Genomic DNA, 17,214 nt, shown 5'->3' with positions numbered 1-17,214 from the left:
TAATCTATGAGCTTAGATTGGTATTTGTAAATTGATTTAGGCTCATGAAATTAATAAATAAAAGTAGCTGGCGTAACAATTAGAAATGAGAATCATCATACTTGGAAATCATTGCACTTATAACATCTATCAGGCCGATTAATTCATGAGACTCATCTTCCCCAACAATATCCAGCAATTTATCGAGAAAACCAGCTAACTGATCATATTCATCTGCATTTTGGGGCTCACGTATCACCGGTGAGATATGCTTCCAATGTTCTATCAATTCATTGATGTTCATATCTCAACTACCGCTGTCATGTGTTCCTGTAAAAAATTAGCTACTTGTTGCATGAGCTTCCTCAATCGTTCAACGTCTTTCATGATATACCCTGCTGTAACATCATTATTCATTTTATGATTCAGCAAACGTTTTAAAGCATAAGCCGGTAAGTCCAAACTATCGGCAACAGTAGCAAAAGTTCGTCTTAAGTCGTGCAAAGTAAATGGTACGCTAGATAACTCCACTACCCTATTCACCGCTTTTTTAGGTTCATAGATATAACCCGTTTTACTTTCCGCTGGGAATACAAATTCACTAGTTTTATTTCGGCTTCTGCGTTCCATTAACTCATAAACAAAGTCAGACATAGGTAATGTGTGGATTTCATGGTTTTTAGTGTCTTGGAGGGTGATGGTTTTGGATTTGAGATCAATATCCTCCCAACGCAAAGAGGCTGCTTCCATTTTTCGCATGCCGGTGAATAAAAGTAATAAAAAATAATCATGCCATAATAAGGCATTGCGATAGTTATCTGTCTCCACCAACACAATGACCGCTTTATACCAGTCAGCTAATTGATGAGGTTTGATGACCGTTTGTTTTCGATCCACTCGATACCATGCCCGGGTATGCGATAGGTATTTGACCGGGTTAATGGTAATAATCGGATGGCCATTGCCGTCTTGATATTCATACATGGCATAATTAAAAATAGCTCTTAATACCCTCATGGCATTATTAGCACGAGCTTTACTATTCTCCTGACCATGCTTGGAATGTCGTTTGGCAATCATCTCTCGTGTAATATTAACCAAGGGTTTATCAAGCCAGTCTGGCACCACTTCATGCAATACACATTGATAATCATTTAAGGTGCGTGGTTTTAAATCTTTTCTTGCTTTGAGGTAGTCATTCAACACCTGCTGTAAGGTCATAGCATGAACTTTCTTGGTTTTCTTTTCGGCAATAGGATCATCACCTCTGGCCACACTACCCAACAGACTCTTGGCTTGTTTTCTGGCTTCTTCAACCGTCAAGTTGCCATATTTGCCTAACGTCACTCTTTTAACCTTGCCGTTGATTCTGGTTTCAACGATGAAACTTTTAACACCACCTGAAGTAATTCTTAAAGCAAAGCCTTTTAAGTCATGATCACGATAAAAAGTTTGGGTTTTTCCGAGAACATGTTCGAGTTTATCAACGATGGTTTTGGTTAATTTAATACCCTTTTCAGCTTCCGCCATAATTTACCTCTAAAATTCCATGTAGACGCCATGTAGACACTTTATTTAAAACTAAATAAATTTCAATATGGCAAGTTATGACTTATAAACGTTGATTTTAAAAGGATTTTGAAAGAATTTAAAATTTGATAAAAGAGGATAAAACCCATATTTTACAGACTAATAATCCGTTGGTCCTAGGTTCAAGTCCTAGTGGGCACACCAACAAAATATTTTAAAATCAATAAGTTACATAACAACACTTCACATTTTACACTCAATTATTGAGAGGTATTGTGGGGATTTTTACCCACAATATTACATAAATACTTAACCGACAATTTATAACCTTTTGTTTTATATAGATCTATTTACAAGAAGCAGCGGACTATTAGTCCTCAGCTTGCAAAATACAAAAATAATATGTTTTGCAGTAACATAGATGATTTAGATAATACTGTCCGTTAGTTGGGGTAGAACCAAGGCTTCTCTAGTTGGTTAAATCGATTTTACAAGGCTTATCAAAACAATTCGAGATTATATTAGGGGAATAAGTAATGGGAAAACAAAAAATTAGTTGATATGATTTGAAATAAAGTTAGGAATATATAGTCAAATGCAATTATTAAGGATGATTCCATTACTCCTCATTTTTACTTTTATGGGGTGCACAATGTATCATCCAAGACCATTAAACACAGAGGACTTAAATAAGGCCTTATCTACTCCGGATGAAAAACAAATTGCTCAAAAAGCAACTTTACTTAATCATCCACGTATCCCTCCCACTCGTATTGACTTTTCCAAACCTCTTACAGCAAAAGAACTAGCCGTTTTAGCTGTTTTAATAAGCCCGGATTTGAAGGCATTAAGAGCTAAAGAGGGTGTTGCCGATGCACAAGTATTTAATGCAGGATTACTACCCGATCCTAAATTAGCTTATACGTATTTGTGGACAGTCCCTCCTGTACCAGGAGCTGTAAATGCTTATAATTATGATTTATTTTGGGATATTGCCTCGATTGTCACAACGAGAACAGCGTTAAAAGTAGCAAAACCTAAAGCAGACCAAACTCGTTACGATGTTGCCTGGCAAGAATGGATGAGCGCCAATCAGGCTGAATTACTGGCATCACGTATTTATTTCCTGCAAAAACAATTGCTAGTAGCTAAAAAGACGACACATACAGCAAAACATATTTTAGATGTGACTAAGTCCGATTTATTGAAGCATGATACAACAATCGATGAATTCGGATTACGTCAAGCCGCTTATCTCGACTTTTTGGATCAAACAGCAACGCTCGAACGCGCCCTTAAAAAAAACAGTATTACAACTGAATCAACTCTTTGGATTTCCACCAAACAAAAAAGTAGTAGTCAACGTAAGGCCTGTTTCATTTGTTCCATTAAATGCAGCTCAATTATTTGAAGAAGCCAGAGTATTTCGATTAGACTTACTTGCATTGCAAGCAGGATACGCAAGTCAGGAAGCTACCTTATACAAAGCCATTTTAGGACAGTTTCCACACTTTTCTTTAGATCTTGAAAAAGGAAAAGATAATACAAACACGCCTTCTTTAGGTGGAATGCTCACTTTTGATATTCCAATCATTAACCGCAATCGAGGTGAGATCGCGATTGCGAAAGCAACCCGCGAACAGCTCTACAAAGAATATGTTGCACGCTTAAACCAAACCCGATCGGACATTGCAACATTGATAGCCGATTTAGAAATAGTACATAGAGAAGAAGAGATTATACGAAAACAGCTCCCAGAAATGGAAAAGGCAGAACGGCTCATGCGAGAAGGAGTAAGTAAAGGAAATATCACTTTAATCACCTACGAAAGTGTACTAACCAGTTTGCTGACCAATCAACTAAGATTGTTGACATTGCAACAAACTACCACAGAGCAAATGATTGGTCTACAAATTGCTGTAGGTAAATATCGATAAGGAAAATCGCTACATGTCTAATAAAAATAAGTTGGGTCTCATTATCATTCTCATGACGCTTATTATCGTGATTTTTTTGAGTTTATTTCAACATCATTCAAAAACAGTGAACAAGACTTCTTCTGTATTAGTACAAGTCGCCACAGTCAAACAAATGCCCATTGCTCAAACACAAACAACCTATGGCATTGTTAATGCCGCCCCAGAACATATCAAACAAATTACGATACAAAATGAAGCCTTAGTTCAACAAATTTTTGTCACTCAAGGACAACATGTGAATAAAGGAGAGCCATTAATTAAATTATCTACTACTGCAAAATCAAATTTAAATCTGGAAAATGCAAAAATTGCAGTTGATTTTGCACAGAAAGAACTTGATCGTGTGGAAAAGTTACGTTCGCAATTTTTAGCAACCAATGCGAATGTCCAGACAGCAAAACAAAATTTAGCTAAGTCAGAGGCAGTACTTAGTAATCTCGAGCAACAACAGCAAAATGAAACAGGAAGTGTATTAAGCTCTGATTGCAACTGCAATATTGTTGCCATTAATGTTCAACCCGGACAGATTGCTTCTCCAGCAACTACCTTGTTAACTTATACTGATACAAATCAAGCACAAATTCGTCTTGGGATTGAATATGATGATTTATCTAAAATTCATATTGGCCAAAAAGTGATTATTACGCCTATTTATAACAGTTCATTGACCTATAAAGGGCATATTTCGAATATTACGGATCAAATAGATCCTAAAACTGGATTAATTGATGTCATTGTGCCTTTAGGAAATGCCTCAGGCTTAATTCCTGGGAGTATGGTAGAGGGAAAAATTGTATTAACAAAACCACAAAAAATGCTTGCAGTACCACGAAGCGCTGTTCTTTATGAGAATGGGAGAGCTTACATTTTTGTCGATGTGAATCACATCGCTGTGAAACGTTGGGTGACTGTTGACGGAGGAAATGAGCAATTCGTTGCAATTAAGCAAGGTCTTAAATTAAATGAGACTGTTGTAATTCTTGGGAATTATGAACTAAGCAATGGGATGCTCTTACGTGTGGAGTCAAAACCATGATCGGCGCGTGGCTACAAAAACATCGGATGTCAGTATTGTTTTTATTAATATTATTGACGTTTGGTGGATTATTAACTGCTTTTAAATTACCAGTAATGTTGTTTCCCAATATCCAATTCCCTCGAATATTAGTTTTGGTTGATTCAGGCGATCGCCCTGTAGATCGTATGATTGTTGAGGTCACTGAACCTTTAGAGCAAGCATTACGCGCTGTTCCTGAAGTAATCAGTATACGCTCAACAAGCAGTAGAGGTACTGCGGAGTTATCCGTAAACTTTAATTGGAATAGCGATATGGTCACCGCGTTGTTGCAAGTGGAATCAGCGATTAATCAAGTGTTGCCTAAACTTCCTCACGAAACAACTTTTACTGCACAACGAATGGATCCCATTATTTACCCAATACTCAGTTTATCCTTAACATCAAATCAAAGTGATCTCGTATCACTACGAGATTTTGCTTATTTTCAATTGCGTCCTATGTTATCTGTTGTCCCAGGAGTCGCCAAGGTACAAGTTGTTGGAGGTCAAGAAGCGGAATATCAAGTACTTGTTGATCCAATGAAGTTACAAGCCGCAAATATTACACTTAATGAGGTCATCACTGCTCTGACAGCAAATAATATAGTGACTGCTGTAGGACGATTAGAAGAGCATTATAGGCTTTACCTAATCTTATCAGATACGCGTTTACGCAATGTTGATGATCTAAACCATACTATTTTACGAAGCAGTACCAGTGGAATTATTGATTTGGATGATGTTGCAACAGTGATTAAAAGCACAGTCCCTCAGTGGACTCGGGTCACAGCGAATGGGAAGGATGCTGTTTTACTCAATATCTTGCAACAACCCGGTGCAAGTACTGTTTCAATTGCAAAAAAAATAAAACAACAACTCAAAAATTTTCATGATCAAATCCCTGCCGATATTCAGGTTAAAGCCTGGTACGACCAATCACAATTAATCACTGGAGCAGCAGACAGTGTCCGTGATGCAATTCTTATTGGTATTGTGCTCGCAGTAATTATTTTATTCTTATTTTTACGCAACATCCGAATGACCTTAATTGTTGCTATCATTCTTCCATGTGTGCTCATTACCTCTATTTTGCTGCTCTATGTCCTAAATATGAGCTTTAACATCATGACATTAGGCGGTATGGCTTCAGCTGTTGGACTAGTTATCGATGATGGTGTGGTTATGTTAGAGTACATCATGCGACGTTTAAGTGAAGGCCACAAGGGTGAGCCAACTCATGGGCCCGTTTTAAGTGCCGCCATGCAAATGTTGCACCCGTTAGCAGGATCTTCGTTAGCAACAATTATTATCTTTCTACCCCTTGCATTTATTGGAGGGATTACCGGCGGATTTTTCAAAGCCTTAGCCATTACTATGGCAACTGCACTGATTATTTCATTTTTTTTCGCGTTTTTAGTCGTTCCATTACTTGGAGAAATGTTGCTGAAACAAGTAGATGCTAAAAAACTCGAGCGAGCTGGTCCAAAATTAAAAAAAACATACAAAATATATCACTCATTCATGCGCCTGTTTCTAAAAAAATCAATTTGGTCCATCCTCAGCATTTTGATCATCCTATTTATAGGTTATTTTTCTTATACACAAGTAGGTTCAGGTTTTATGCCTAAGATGGATGAAGGAGGATTCACTCTGGATTACATCACCCAACCCGGTACTTCCCTGACCGAGACTGATAGATTATTAAAACAAGTGGAACAAATCATTAAAAAAACTCCTGAAGTGCGTAACTACTCGCGCCGCACAGGATTACAACTAGGAGGTGGATTGACTGAACCTAATACTGGAGATTTTTTTATCCGTCTTAATCCACCTCCGCGTCGTGATATTGATGAGATTATGACTGAAGTACGACATCAAATTAATTTACTTGTTCCTGGAATAAAAGTTGAAACGGCACAACTCATGGAGGATATGATTGGTGATTTAACAGCTGTTCCACAACCGATTGAAATTAAAGTATTTGGTGATAATGAGCACGTTTTGCAAAATACAGCAAAAAAAATTGCCAAATTAATATCTACTGTTCCAGGAGTAGTAGAAATAAAAAATGGAATTGTCATCTCTGGAGATGCAATCATCATTAAAATAAATCGCATAAAAGCCGCTTTGAAGAATTTAGATCCAGAGTCAATCACCAAACAAATTCAAACTCAGTTAATGGGTACTGTTGTCAGCCAAATTCAACAAGGTGAAAAAGTAGTTGGTATTCGTGTATGGACGCCTCCTGCGTTGCACGATCGAATAGAGAAACTAAAACTCTTACCCTTGCGCACTGCAACAGGACATTATGTGTCATTACAAAATGTTGCGGAAATCACTATAGAAAAGGGACAAGCGGAAATTACTCGTGAAAACTTAAAGTCTATGATTGCTGTAACTGCCCGCATAGAAAACAGAGATATGGGTACCACTCTTGCAGAAATTAAAACCAAAATGAATCACTTCACTCTCCCACCTCATGTATACATACAATACGGGGGCCTTTATGAAGAACAACAACATTCTTTTTATCAACTGATCATTGTTTTCATTAGTGCCGTATTATTGGTTGCTGGTTTACTTCTTTATTTATATGAGAACGTGCTCATCGTATTAAGCATCTTATTTACCACTTTATTATCTATATCGGGAATTTTTTTTGGTCTTTGGATAACCAATACTGAATTAAATATTTCCTCCATGATGGGGATGACAATGATTATTGGTATTGTTACCGAAATTGCGATTTTTTATTTTGCCGAACTGCGCACTCATCATCGTCATAATCGAAATACCATAATCACTTCTGGAATAATGCGCATGCGCCCAATTTTAATGACCTCAATTATAGCTATTCTTTCATTGTTACCACTCGCATTAAGTATTGGCACAGGCTCTGGAATGCAACAACCTCTTGCCATTGCGATTATTTCTGGATTAATTTTAGCCGTGCCTTTAGTTTTAATTCTTATGCCCGCGATATATCTCATGCTGAATCAATTAAAATATTCTACCTCAGACAAGAGATAGATTTAACTGAACAAATAAATAATTGAATATTGTACTGTGGGGATTTTGTGTATTTGAGTACGACATTGTTATACATCGTAGGACATTTGCAGTGGATTCCTGAGATAGAATTTATAATAAAATCAATTGCTTATTTTTAATCTGGGTGACTCAAAATCCGTTGCTCCTAGGTTAAAGTCCTAGTGGGCCCACCAATAAAATCAAGTAGTTACGAGTAGTTCAAGAAATTTAAGACCTCTGAGGGGCACTGATGGGGCACTTAGAAATAACAAATCACCAAAAGTAGCAACAAAGATGTCAAAGAAACCTCCTGAAATCCTCTATACATATCGCAACTTTGATGCCCGAGCTATCTCAATGCTTGCTAATAATCAGATTTACTTTGCAAGCCCTCTTGATTTTAATGATCCTTTTGACTATGTTGCTCATGAACACATGTCTATTCAGACTAAATTATGATTTAGATCTTTGGGGGAAAAATTTAGCCAATTATAGGCAAGCTCTTTCCCAAGAAAAGGCCAGTTCGATTATGGATTTTGGTGATCTATTTCATGCCTAATTTTGCACCATTATTAAAAATTTGTTAGTATGCTTCTTTTGTTGGAGAAAGGAGAGTATTTAATTTATTGCTTATGAAAAATTCCAAACTGCAAATTTGTAATGCGATCATTCATCCTGGTGAACAGGTAAATCTAGCTTTGCCTCTACCTGATTTATATTCCTGCGCTTCATTATACATGCCTATAAAGGTAGTTCACAGTAAAGAGCCTGGACCGTGTCTGCTAATTTTTTCCGCTGTTAAAGGAGATGAGTTGAACGGCTTGGAAATTATAAATCGTCTCATTGAGTCTATTAAACCTTCTCAAATAAAAGGCACGCTAATTACAGTACCTGTTCTAAATATTTTAGGTTTAATTGATCCATCCAGAGCCCATAATCATACGAGCTTGGAGGGATGCTTCCCCGGCATAGAGAACGGCTCTTACAGTGAACGATTAGCGTATATCTTTACGCGAGAAATATTAAGTAAAGCAAATGTCTGCGTTGAATTGCGAACTGGTTCGCTAAACCATGAGCTCTTACCGCAAATTTATTGTGATCTTAATAATGCTGAAGCGAAACATTTAGCTCAAAGTTTTAAAGCTCCTGTGATTACTAATGTGAGTGCAGAAGCAAACTCATTAAGAAGAACAATTGAACAATTAGCTATTCCAGCACTTATCTATCAGGCAGGCGAGGCAATGCGTTTCAACGAACCGGCAATTAAGCTAGGAGTCTCCGGGATTCATCATATTATGAATGCTATGAATATGCTTCGTTATTCTGAGCATAGTGAGAAAAGCGCATTTAAATCAATTTTTTCTCAGGATCAAGACTGGATCCGAGCACATCGTAGTGGAGTTTTGCTAAGCATGGTGGAGCTTGGACAAAAAATCAGCAAGGGACAGCGTATTGGCCTCATCAATGACCCATTTAGTGCGGATACGGCTGAAGTTGTACAAGCAGATCAAGAGGGAATAGTTGTAGGTATAAATTGCAACCCTTTAATTCATGAAGGGCAAACTATTTTTAAAGTAGCTACTTTTATTGATAATAACCGGGCTAAGTCAGTTTTGGAGGCCTGGGACAATGAGAGCAAACAATAGTGGAGATAGAAAACAAAATTAATGCAACAGGAATCCTTGTCTGGTTCAGTTGTGCGCTTTTTTTTATGTATGAGTTTATATTACGTACGGTCGTAGGCACTTTTCAAACGCAGTTAACGAATGATTTAAGCTTAACACCATTTTCTTTTTCTTTATTAAGTACCACTGGGTATTCGCTTATTTATGGATTAATGCAAATTCCAGTCGGAATTATTACTATTCGCATTGGTTTGAAAAAATCATTATTTATGGCTGCTCTCCTTTGTTCTATTTCTACTGCAGGATTTGCGATATCTTATCAACTTGCTACGGCTATGATATGTCGAATAGCCATGGGCTTTGGCTCCTCCTTCGGTTTTGTTTGTTTGCTCATCGCAGTTTATGATTGGATGCCCAGGAGAAGCGTCGCCTTTTATATCGGAATTTCTCAATTCATAGGAACCATGGGGCCAATGATGGCAGCTGGTCCATTACACTCTTTATCCCAAACTTCAGCTATGGGTTGGCGAAGTTTTTTTTTCTGTATGGCAGCCGTAGGCCTTATGATTGCATTGCTCGTTTTCCTGTTCGTAAAGGAAAATCGCACTAATAGTAGAAAATTTATTATTCTTGCAAAACCGACAGCAGTTACTAAAAGCTTGATAAAAATAATGAGTCAAATACAAATCTGGTACATTGCACTATTTTCGGCTTGTATTTATTTTTCTATTGATTATTTATCAGAAAATGTAGGCGTTGAGTTTCTAGTAAAAAAAGGGCTCTCCTCCACATTTTCTTCCTATATGATAACTTTGGCATGGCTTGGATATGCATTGGGATGTCCTTTATTAGGCTTTATATCTGATAAAATACATCGTAGAAAGCCTTTAATGCTCGCCAGTTCTTTCATTGCCTTATTTTGTCTGTCGGGTATTATCTTTTTTCCACTTGGAAAAACTGCAACAGTATTATGCTTTCTACTACTCGGTCTAAGTGCTAGTGGTCAAAGTATAGGATTTGCTATCATTGCAGAACAATGCAAAAAGGAGTACTTAGGCGGTGGGTTAGGATTTAACAATGCAATGATAGCACTCCTATCAGCAAGCGGAGCACCATTGATTGGCAGTCTTCTATCTTGCTCAGCAGGCATGCAAAATTATAAAGAAGCACTTTTCATTTTGATTGTTTTTACAACTATTGCAACACTATTATCCATCTTTGCAATAAAAGAAACCTATTGTAAATCAATGAGAGATAACTTACTTCTTTCTTTAGAACCCGCGACATAAAATAAAAAACAACTAGATCTGTAGAACCCAATATTAAAGGCGATTTAAATGCATGATTTGATTTTGACTAATATGTGGATTGTTTATATTTGTATGGTCATTGGAATTACAACTCTTTTACAAATACTTGGCAAACGAGTAGTGCATCACTTAACAATTAGAGCAGAAAGGTTAAATATTATTTTTGGAGAAGCTCTATTAAAGGCAATAAGCATACCTATGGTATTTTTATTTTGGCTACTTGCCTTATCTTTTTGCTGTTCGATTATTTTAACTCATAAAAAATATTATTTTCTTGCGGTAAATCATCTGCAAATAAGAACCGTATTGATTATCATTATTTTATGCTGGGCACTAGTTCGCTTTATTCGACGGTTGGAAGCACTCTATATCCAAGCACGCATTAAGAACAATAAAGTTATAGACAAAACATTAATACATGCGTTAAGTCAGTTATCAATATTCATTACATGTATTTTAGGACTGCTAATAGTTTTGCAAATAATGAATATTCCTATTGCTGGATTGCTGGCTTTTGGAGGGATTGGTGGCGCTAGTATAGCTTTTGCCTCCAAAGAGCTTCTTGCCAATTTTTTTGGTGGGTTAATCATCTATATGGATAAACCCTTTAAAGTAGGAGACTGGATTCGCTCGCCTGATAAAAATATTGAAGGAATCGTTGAGTACATAGGATGGCGCATGACTAGAATCAGAACATTTGATAAGCGCCCCTTATATGTACCTAACAGCGTTTTTCTTACAATCAGTGTTGAAAATCCATCTCGTATGCAGCATCGAAGAGTTAAGGCAAATATCGGTATTCGTTACCAAGATTCTGATAAAATTAACGCCATTTCTAAACAAATCAGAGAGATGCTTTTACAGCATAAGGAAATTGATAGCTCCCAATCATTGACTGTAAGTTTAATTGAGTTTGCCCCATCTGCGCTGAATATTATGGTTTCTGCCTATTCAAAAATGACCAAATGGGATCAATTTCAAATCATACAGCATGAAATTTTGATGAATATTCTGAATATCATTACTGAAAATGGTGCACAATGCGCTTTTCCGACTCAAACAGTATATACCCATGTTACTTGAACAAATTATAGTGTGTTTACAAAGATTAAAAGAAAGGTAACTTCGCTAACTTACGAGAACTCAAACTATAATTCAGATTAGCTTCACATATATCAGGTCTTGATACAAGCGAGATTGCAAGCGATTTGATTTCACGAAGATTTTGTGGGATTTATTACCCAAATATGGATAAAGGTAACAAGCAGTCTACATCATGCTGATGTTTGGCGTTTTTTCTACTATTTTCCTAGTAGTTTGATAACCGTTTTCTATTTGTAGTTCAATAGTCTCTCTCTTGAGAAATTTGCAAGCTCGGTTGCGTAACCTTTATTCCAGTATTTAGTATGAAGTATATAGGCCAACTCAATATCAGGCTGATTAACGTTGAACCCTAGATGAAACAATCCTGCCTGACCAATAAAATCATTCGTTTCCTTTTCAAATACAGAATAAAAACCTAAACCATATTCATCAGAATAAAGTTTTGCGTTCTCGATAAACTCTTTAACTTGGTTTTCTGTTTGTATGTCACCAGTACCGATATACTGCATCACTTGAGGATCAGTGCGTAACTGCAATAGGCCATCGAAATCAGATAATATTGGTTGTTTTAAAATTAATCTTTTCGTTTCTAAAATAATATTCACAGCGTTCACAAGGTGATACGTTACTTTTAAAAAATGATTCAGACACTGATCGTGGATTTGGTATAAACCCGAATTAACATTATTCCATGTTCTACATTTTATCGTGAGCCAATATTTAAAGTGATATTTGTTTACTTTGTTAAAGAAAATGGAATCAGGATAAAATTTCTGATCACAGCAATAACCTCAGCTAATGGCTTTTGCTCTAGTTCATTTTTTCTCAAAAAGGCTTTCCACATGGATTCTCTGCTTGGGTCAAATTCGTTTAATAGATGTAAGCGGGATGGCTTTTGAGCAGACATAGGGAACTCTGCAAGTGATTATTCATTCAGCATAATGCCGACCTGCACCATCCCTGGAGATGAATTCAAATGCTTATCCGACTAACCTTGGACAAGTAATTGATATTCACTAGCCTTTTGGCTATGAAAGCTTCAACTTCAAGCTCGGAAAAAGTATTGCGTATTCCTTCAAAGCTTATCAAGCACAAAAGATCGATTTCAAAGATATGCTATCGAATGATATTGATTGATACTGGAAATGGTGATTATCCGTGTCCCATACGTCCCAAGGTTGCAAATTAAGCTGGGGCGGGTCTAGCCCAGTAATTACAAGGATGTCCCACTTGTCCCCTCTGTCCCTGTATTTTTTATATGATCAAAGAATTATTCTTGTTCTATTTTGAGGCTGAGCCAATGATTTTTTTGTTATTTCCCAAAATTTACCGCGGTAACAGTAATTTTTTGAATTTAACATAAATAAATACGCAGAAAACCATGAAATTGAGCATATTTACCGCTATAACAGTAATTTATAACGAATTAATGCAAAAAAAATGCAATAATAAATTTATTTTACTCATTTTTACTGCTATAACAGTAATATATAATTAATTTATGGTGTTTCCATGCCCACACACGAGATTGCCAATTTAGTCCATTACTACCGCAAGCACAGCGGCTTATCGCGACAGGAATTAGCTCGGTTAGCTGGGGTCGGTAAGACGGTTATCTATGATATTGAAAAAGGGAAAGCATCGGTGCGGCTAAATACATTGCTAAAAGTATTAGATGTGTTAAATATTCAAATGAAATTTGAAACGCCTTTTCCTCAAACAACGGATAATAATTAATGAGAAAAGCATACATATCAGTGAATGGCATTAAGGCTGGAATATTAGAGGAATTACAAGGTGGAATCTATCAATTTACCTACTTTGATGATTATCACGGTGCACCTGTTTCACTCACTATGCCGTTGAAAAATAAGGTCTATGATTTTGACGTATTTCCACCCTTTTTTGAGGGATTACTCCCTGAAGGTATTATGCTTGAAGCATTATTACGCAAATATAAAATCGACAAAAATGATTATTTTGGTCAATTGATACTTGTTGGCCAAGATGTCGTAGGCGCAGTGACAATTGAGGAACTAAGATGAAACACTGCCCTATTACTTACGAAAAGATTAGTGACCAAGAAAACTATTCTCAACGTGGATTGAATTTGCTTTCCCCTCAATTAAAAAACCTTAGCCCATTAGATTTAAGTGCTGATGAGCAGCGTCAGGAAGCAATTGCTCGTGTAGGAAAGATGTCTATTCAAGGCGTCCAAAAGAAACTAAGTGCCAAACTAAAAATTAAAGAGGGAGGTTTTGAAATCGTTGATCAAAAGGGTCAGTACATTTTAAAACCACAAAGTGATATTTACCCAGAATTGCCGGAAAATGAAGCCATTACTATGACCCTTGCAAAGGCCATTGGCCTCGAAGTTCCGGTTCATGGTTTGGTTTATTCTAAAGACAACAGTTTAACCTACTTCATTAAACGCTTTGATCGAATAGGCCATAATAAAAAGTTAGCTTTAGAAGATTTTGCACAGCTATCAGGTGAAGACCGACACACGAAATATAACAGTTCTATGGAAAAAGTAATTGCAGTCATAGAACAGTTTTGTACATTCCCAAAAATTGAATTCGTGAAATTATTTAAGTTGACGCTTTTTAATTTCCTGGTCGGCAACGAAGACATGCATCTAAAAAATTTTTCCTTAATTACTAAGGATAGAAAAATTTCCATATCACCAGCCTACGATTTACTTAACTCAACCATCGCTCAAAAAAATACCAAAGAAGAACTGGCTTTACCTCTAAAAGGGAAAAAAAATAATTTAACCAAGAGTGATTTTCTTAAATACTTTGCCATTGAAAAATTAGGATTAAATCAGAACGTCATCGATGGGATCATAAAAGAGTTTCATCAGGTAATACCAAAATGGCGAGAGCTGATTGGTTTCAGTTTTTTATCTCAAGAAATGCAGGAAAAATATCTCGAATTGCTAGAGCAACGGTGCAAGCGATTAAATTTTTTTGATTAACTATAACCTGGTTGACCAATATTTATGAAATCATCACTATAGCCTCTAAAACTTTTGCACTCTACTATACTCTACAGATCCTCGTGACCGCCCTCTTGAGAAAAAATATGGGTTATCCCTACTTCTAGATTAGTCTATCAATTATTAGCCTTAACACTGATCCTCATCATTATATTTGGACTTTCGGTTGAGTAAATTTTAACAATTTACATTATACTTAGAATAAAGAAGGCTTTTATAAGGATAGAAACATGTCTGCTGAAATCTTCTTGGCTGAAAAACTGCGTCGTTTTGAAGTGATAGATTATATCTTTGTCATGTTAGTGTATTATGTTTTTGGTTTAATGATCCTGTCAGTATATCCTCCTTTAATGGGTATTGCATGGTGGTTCTATTTGATAGTGTTAGTCATTTGCGCCTTCCCTTTAATTATCCATTTGATTTCTCAGCCAGGAGAAACAATATTATCTAAATTTAACCCTTGCGTTAAATCCAACACGCCATCTCTGCAAGTACTATTATCATTAGTCATGTTTTTTGCTGCATGTATCATTGTTTCTTTTATACCAATACTTGCTCATGTCAAATGGTGGGTATACCTAATAATAATGGTTCTCTTATCGTTGAAACCTTTGCAGAAAAACTGGTTCTGGTAGATATGATATCAAATGATAATTTGATATGTTCTAATAAACTTTACGAAACATTTAAGTACACAAAAAAACTATAATTCTATAGTATAAACGTTCACTTGAGACGTAGGAAATAAACTAATTGAGTTGAAATTTAAAACAAGCATCTTGTTTAACTGCTATTAGAAAAGCTTTATTCCTGAGGAATAAGTCTCTAGTGAAAACACACCATCTTTAACAATCAAAAGCGCATACCCATCCTGTACATCAGGTAAATTAATATTCCACATTCGCTTAAACCAAGAATCATCTACGGCAAGGGGTCGTTTAATCAGTTCATACGCCAATGAGGCTTCCTCAGTGAGCTTGCCCTGTTGGTATTGCTCTTCAATAAACTCGATATCAGTCTCAAACCAATTCAAGGATTCATTCATATCTCGAATGGTAAATTGATTCCAAGTACAGGTAAATGGTGCGCCCATATGACCACTACTAAAGAACGGTACGTATTAATTAAATCCATACAAATTACTTCGACACGCTCTTTTCCAGGTAATTGCTGTAGCTATTCTTTTAAATTCTTGCTAAGGACTTAGTTTAGACTAATTTGATTAAAGTTCCCCCTTTTTTAGTGTAGAGCCAGATTTTTTTCTGCTCCGCCCCTATATCAATCACTATATCAATTCATTCACCGCATGGTTGACAGCCTTAATGCGAAAAATGCGGACTTTTATCAGGTTCTTTTTCTCTTTCTTTTTGCGACAGAACCGGTAAAATAACTGCCTTATTGGAGGCGTAAAATTTATTTACATAAATGAATTATAAAAATGATTTAGGGACGAATCATGATAAAACACATCATAAACATTGTTATTCTCACTTTTGGACTCAGCCAAAACGCTTTTGCAGCGCCTGGGGAATTGTTTAAAATTCATGAATTCGGCACTATTCTTGAAGCATCAGCAACGATTACCATCTGCGCTAATATCAAAGGACCTGTATCCTGCCAGAAATATACCGTTAATCGTACTAATTTAGGAATCACGACTACTACCAATCATGCCTACCCTTTTTCTGGTATCAAAGTCGATACCAGGAAGTTTAAAATATTGAACTGTACCTCTAAAATAAATGAGTATTGTTTATTACCGCTTAATAGCCATACTCCAGCCAACACCTCTATTACAACCGTCGCTGTTAATATGCAGGCAGTAGCTTCAATTCATACCGAAGTTGGTGTTGCATATAATCAACAGAATATTGCCACTGGCGGCACAGAGCCTTATACCTATAGTGTATCCAGGGGGACTCTTCCGGAGGGCACTTCTTTGAATAGTTCAACTGGAACTGTTTCCGGAACACCGAGCACTCCAGGTGATTTTGATTATTCAATCAAGGTCACAGATGCCAATCTTTCTACGGCAATAGCTGAGACCAATGGAACAATAAGTGCTGCGTTAAGCACAACGACGCCATCTAACACCACCGTGGATGCAGGGCAAACGGCAACGTTCTCAACCACAACTTCAAACGGAATAGCCCCCTATTCGTACCAATGGCAGATCAGTACAGGCGGCGCTTATTCAAACGTTTCCAGCGGAACAGGTGGCACTAGCGCTATTTATACCACCGCAAGTTTAACGACTGGCAGTAGTGGGAATACGTACCGAGTAGTGGTTACTGATTCGGCAGCGGTTCCGACATCCGTGACCAGTGGCGCTGCAACGCTGACCGTTAATGCAGCACTTAGTACTTCTGCACCATCTAACACCACGGTGGATACAGGGTAAACGGCAACATTTTCAACCACAACTTCAAACGGAATAGCCCCCTATTCTTACCAATGGCAGATCAGCACAGGCGGCGCTTATTCCAACGTTTCCAGCGGAACAGGTGGCACAAGCGCTACTTATACCACTGCAAGTTTAACGACTGGAAGTAGTGGGAATACATACCGAGTAGTGGTTACTGATTCCGCAGCGGTTCCGT

17 protein-coding genes are annotated in these 17,214 nt (G+C 36.9%); 13 read left to right on the top strand and 4 right to left on the bottom strand.

Annotation, left to right across the window (positions count from 1 at the left end):
* Positions 1 to 79: 79 nt before the first annotated feature.
* Both Lste_RS14695 and Lste_RS14690 read right to left on the bottom strand, forming a co-directional pair.
* Positions 80 to 283: a hypothetical protein gene (locus tag Lste_RS14695; protein ID WP_058511766.1), complete on the bottom strand. Its 204-nt coding sequence runs from the start codon at positions 281 to 283 to the stop codon at positions 80 to 82.
* A complete protein-coding gene (locus tag Lste_RS14690; protein WP_058511765.1) occupies positions 280 to 1,509 on the bottom strand; it encodes a tyrosine-type recombinase/integrase in 1,230 nt (409 codons plus the stop codon). Before Lste_RS14690 ends, Lste_RS14695 begins: the two co-directional genes overlap by 4 nt.
* 652 nt (positions 1,510 to 2,161) lie before the next feature.
* On the opposite strand from Lste_RS14690, the gene Lste_RS19640 reads away from it, so the two are divergent.
* The 8 genes from Lste_RS19640 to Lste_RS14655 all read left to right on the top strand — a co-directional run bounded on the left by Lste_RS19640 (position 2,162) and on the right by Lste_RS14655 (position 11,592).
* Positions 2,162 to 2,920 carry a hypothetical protein gene (locus tag Lste_RS19640; protein WP_058511764.1) on the top strand — a complete coding sequence of 253 codons (759 nt, stop codon included), beginning with the start codon at positions 2,162 to 2,164 and terminating at the stop codon, positions 2,918 to 2,920.
* Positions 2,826 to 3,446, top strand: coding sequence for a TolC family protein (locus tag Lste_RS18925; protein WP_475072612.1), 621 nt, complete (start codon positions 2,826 to 2,828; stop codon positions 3,444 to 3,446). The genes Lste_RS19640 and Lste_RS18925 overlap by 95 nt, the downstream gene beginning before the upstream one ends.
* Positions 3,447 to 3,459: 13 nt before the next feature.
* Positions 3,460 to 4,524 carry an efflux RND transporter periplasmic adaptor subunit gene (locus Lste_RS14675; protein WP_058511762.1) on the top strand — a complete coding sequence of 355 codons (1,065 nt, stop codon included), beginning with the start codon at positions 3,460 to 3,462 and terminating at the stop codon, positions 4,522 to 4,524.
* Complete coding sequence (locus Lste_RS14670) at positions 4,521 to 7,574, top strand: efflux RND transporter permease subunit (RefSeq protein ID WP_193393434.1); 3,054 nt, start codon at positions 4,521 to 4,523, stop codon at positions 7,572 to 7,574. The genes Lste_RS14675 and Lste_RS14670 overlap by 4 nt, the downstream gene beginning before the upstream one ends.
* Positions 7,575 to 7,868: 294 nt before the next feature.
* Positions 7,869 to 8,033 carry a hypothetical protein gene (locus Lste_RS19190; RefSeq protein WP_157070772.1) on the top strand — a complete coding sequence of 55 codons (165 nt, stop codon included), beginning with the start codon at positions 7,869 to 7,871 and terminating at the stop codon, positions 8,031 to 8,033.
* Positions 8,034 to 8,206: 173 nt separating this feature from the next.
* Positions 8,207 to 9,220 (top strand): succinylglutamate desuccinylase/aspartoacylase family protein, encoded by a 1,014-nt coding sequence (locus tag Lste_RS14665; RefSeq protein ID WP_058511761.1) that lies wholly within the window; start codon positions 8,207 to 8,209, stop codon positions 9,218 to 9,220.
* Positions 9,220 to 10,488 (top strand): MFS transporter, encoded by a 1,269-nt coding sequence (locus Lste_RS14660; protein ID WP_058511760.1) that lies wholly within the window; start codon positions 9,220 to 9,222, stop codon positions 10,486 to 10,488. Before Lste_RS14665 ends, Lste_RS14660 begins: the two co-directional genes overlap by 1 nt.
* Before the next feature lie 48 nt (positions 10,489 to 10,536).
* Complete coding sequence (locus Lste_RS14655; protein WP_058511759.1) at positions 10,537 to 11,592, top strand: mechanosensitive ion channel family protein; 1,056 nt, start codon at positions 10,537 to 10,539, stop codon at positions 11,590 to 11,592.
* Positions 11,593 to 11,840: 248 nt separating this feature from the next.
* On the opposite strand, the gene Lste_RS14650 is transcribed toward Lste_RS14655, so the two are convergent.
* Positions 11,841 to 12,218, bottom strand: coding sequence for a GNAT family N-acetyltransferase (locus tag Lste_RS14650; RefSeq protein WP_058511758.1), 378 nt, complete (start codon positions 12,216 to 12,218; stop codon positions 11,841 to 11,843).
* Positions 12,219 to 13,125: 907 nt separating this feature from the next.
* Between Lste_RS14650 and Lste_RS14645 the strand changes: the two genes are divergently transcribed.
* The 4 genes from Lste_RS14645 (at position 13,126) to Lste_RS14630 (ending at position 15,249) form a co-directional block, all read left to right on the top strand.
* Complete coding sequence (locus tag Lste_RS14645; protein WP_058511757.1) at positions 13,126 to 13,350, top strand: helix-turn-helix transcriptional regulator; 225 nt, start codon at positions 13,126 to 13,128, stop codon at positions 13,348 to 13,350.
* The gene (locus Lste_RS14640; protein ID WP_058511756.1) at positions 13,350 to 13,658 is read left to right on the top strand and encodes a HipA N-terminal domain-containing protein; all 309 of its coding nucleotides are present in this window, start codon (positions 13,350 to 13,352) and stop codon (positions 13,656 to 13,658) included. Before Lste_RS14645 ends, Lste_RS14640 begins: the two co-directional genes overlap by 1 nt.
* Positions 13,655 to 14,593, top strand: coding sequence for a lpg2370 family Dot/Icm T4SS effector (locus Lste_RS14635; RefSeq protein WP_058511755.1), 939 nt, complete (start codon positions 13,655 to 13,657; stop codon positions 14,591 to 14,593). Before Lste_RS14640 ends, Lste_RS14635 begins: the two co-directional genes overlap by 4 nt.
* Before the next feature lie 251 nt (positions 14,594 to 14,844).
* Entirely contained in the window at positions 14,845 to 15,249 is a 405-nt protein-coding gene (locus Lste_RS14630) for a hypothetical protein (RefSeq protein ID WP_058511754.1), read from the top strand.
* A gap of 158 nt (positions 15,250 to 15,407) precedes the next feature.
* Here the strand turns inward: Lste_RS14630 and Lste_RS14625 are convergent, their stop codons facing one another.
* Entirely contained in the window at positions 15,408 to 15,707 is a 300-nt protein-coding gene (locus Lste_RS14625) for a DUF2433 domain-containing protein (RefSeq protein WP_058511753.1), read from the bottom strand.
* Between the two features lie 363 nt (positions 15,708 to 16,070).
* On the opposite strand from Lste_RS14625, the gene Lste_RS14620 reads away from it, so the two are divergent.
* Entirely contained in the window at positions 16,071 to 17,015 is a 945-nt protein-coding gene (locus Lste_RS14620; RefSeq protein ID WP_058511752.1) for a putative Ig domain-containing protein, read from the top strand.
* The last annotated feature ends 199 nt before the right edge of the window (positions 17,016 to 17,214 follow it).

The sequence above is a fragment of the Legionella steelei genome, assembly GCF_001468005.1.
Lineage (GTDB): Bacteria > Pseudomonadota > Gammaproteobacteria > Legionellales > Legionellaceae > Legionella > Legionella steelei.
The sequence above is the reverse complement of the archived record's forward strand: the minus strand, read 5'-3'. Positions and strand labels throughout refer to the sequence as shown.

Coding starts and splice junctions, on each gene's coding strand:
- Lste_RS14625 (WP_058511753.1), bottom strand. CDS start 15,707: ATGGGCGCACCATTTACCTGTACTTGGAATCAATTTACCATTCGAGAT.
- Lste_RS19190 (WP_157070772.1), top strand. CDS start 7,869: ATGTCAAAGAAACCTCCTGAAATCCTCTATACATATCGCAACTTTGAT.
- Lste_RS14695 (WP_058511766.1), bottom strand. CDS start 283: ATGAACATCAATGAATTGATAGAACATTGGAAGCATATCTCACCGGTG.
- Lste_RS14665 (WP_058511761.1), top strand. CDS start 8,207: ATGAAAAATTCCAAACTGCAAATTTGTAATGCGATCATTCATCCTGGT.
- Lste_RS14690 (WP_058511765.1), bottom strand. CDS start 1,509: ATGGCGGAAGCTGAAAAGGGTATTAAATTAACCAAAACCATCGTTGAT.
- Lste_RS14635 (WP_058511755.1), top strand. CDS start 13,655: ATGAAACACTGCCCTATTACTTACGAAAAGATTAGTGACCAAGAAAAC.
- Lste_RS14640 (WP_058511756.1), top strand. CDS start 13,350: ATGAGAAAAGCATACATATCAGTGAATGGCATTAAGGCTGGAATATTA.
- Lste_RS14675 (WP_058511762.1), top strand. CDS start 3,460: ATGTCTAATAAAAATAAGTTGGGTCTCATTATCATTCTCATGACGCTT.
- Lste_RS14655 (WP_058511759.1), top strand. CDS start 10,537: ATGCATGATTTGATTTTGACTAATATGTGGATTGTTTATATTTGTATG.
- Lste_RS14630 (WP_058511754.1), top strand. CDS start 14,845: ATGTCTGCTGAAATCTTCTTGGCTGAAAAACTGCGTCGTTTTGAAGTG.
- Lste_RS14645 (WP_058511757.1), top strand. CDS start 13,126: ATGCCCACACACGAGATTGCCAATTTAGTCCATTACTACCGCAAGCAC.
- Lste_RS14620 (WP_058511752.1), top strand. CDS start 16,071: ATGATAAAACACATCATAAACATTGTTATTCTCACTTTTGGACTCAGC.
- Lste_RS14670 (WP_193393434.1), top strand. CDS start 4,521: ATGATCGGCGCGTGGCTACAAAAACATCGGATGTCAGTATTGTTTTTA.
- Lste_RS19640 (WP_058511764.1), top strand. CDS start 2,162: ATGTATCATCCAAGACCATTAAACACAGAGGACTTAAATAAGGCCTTA.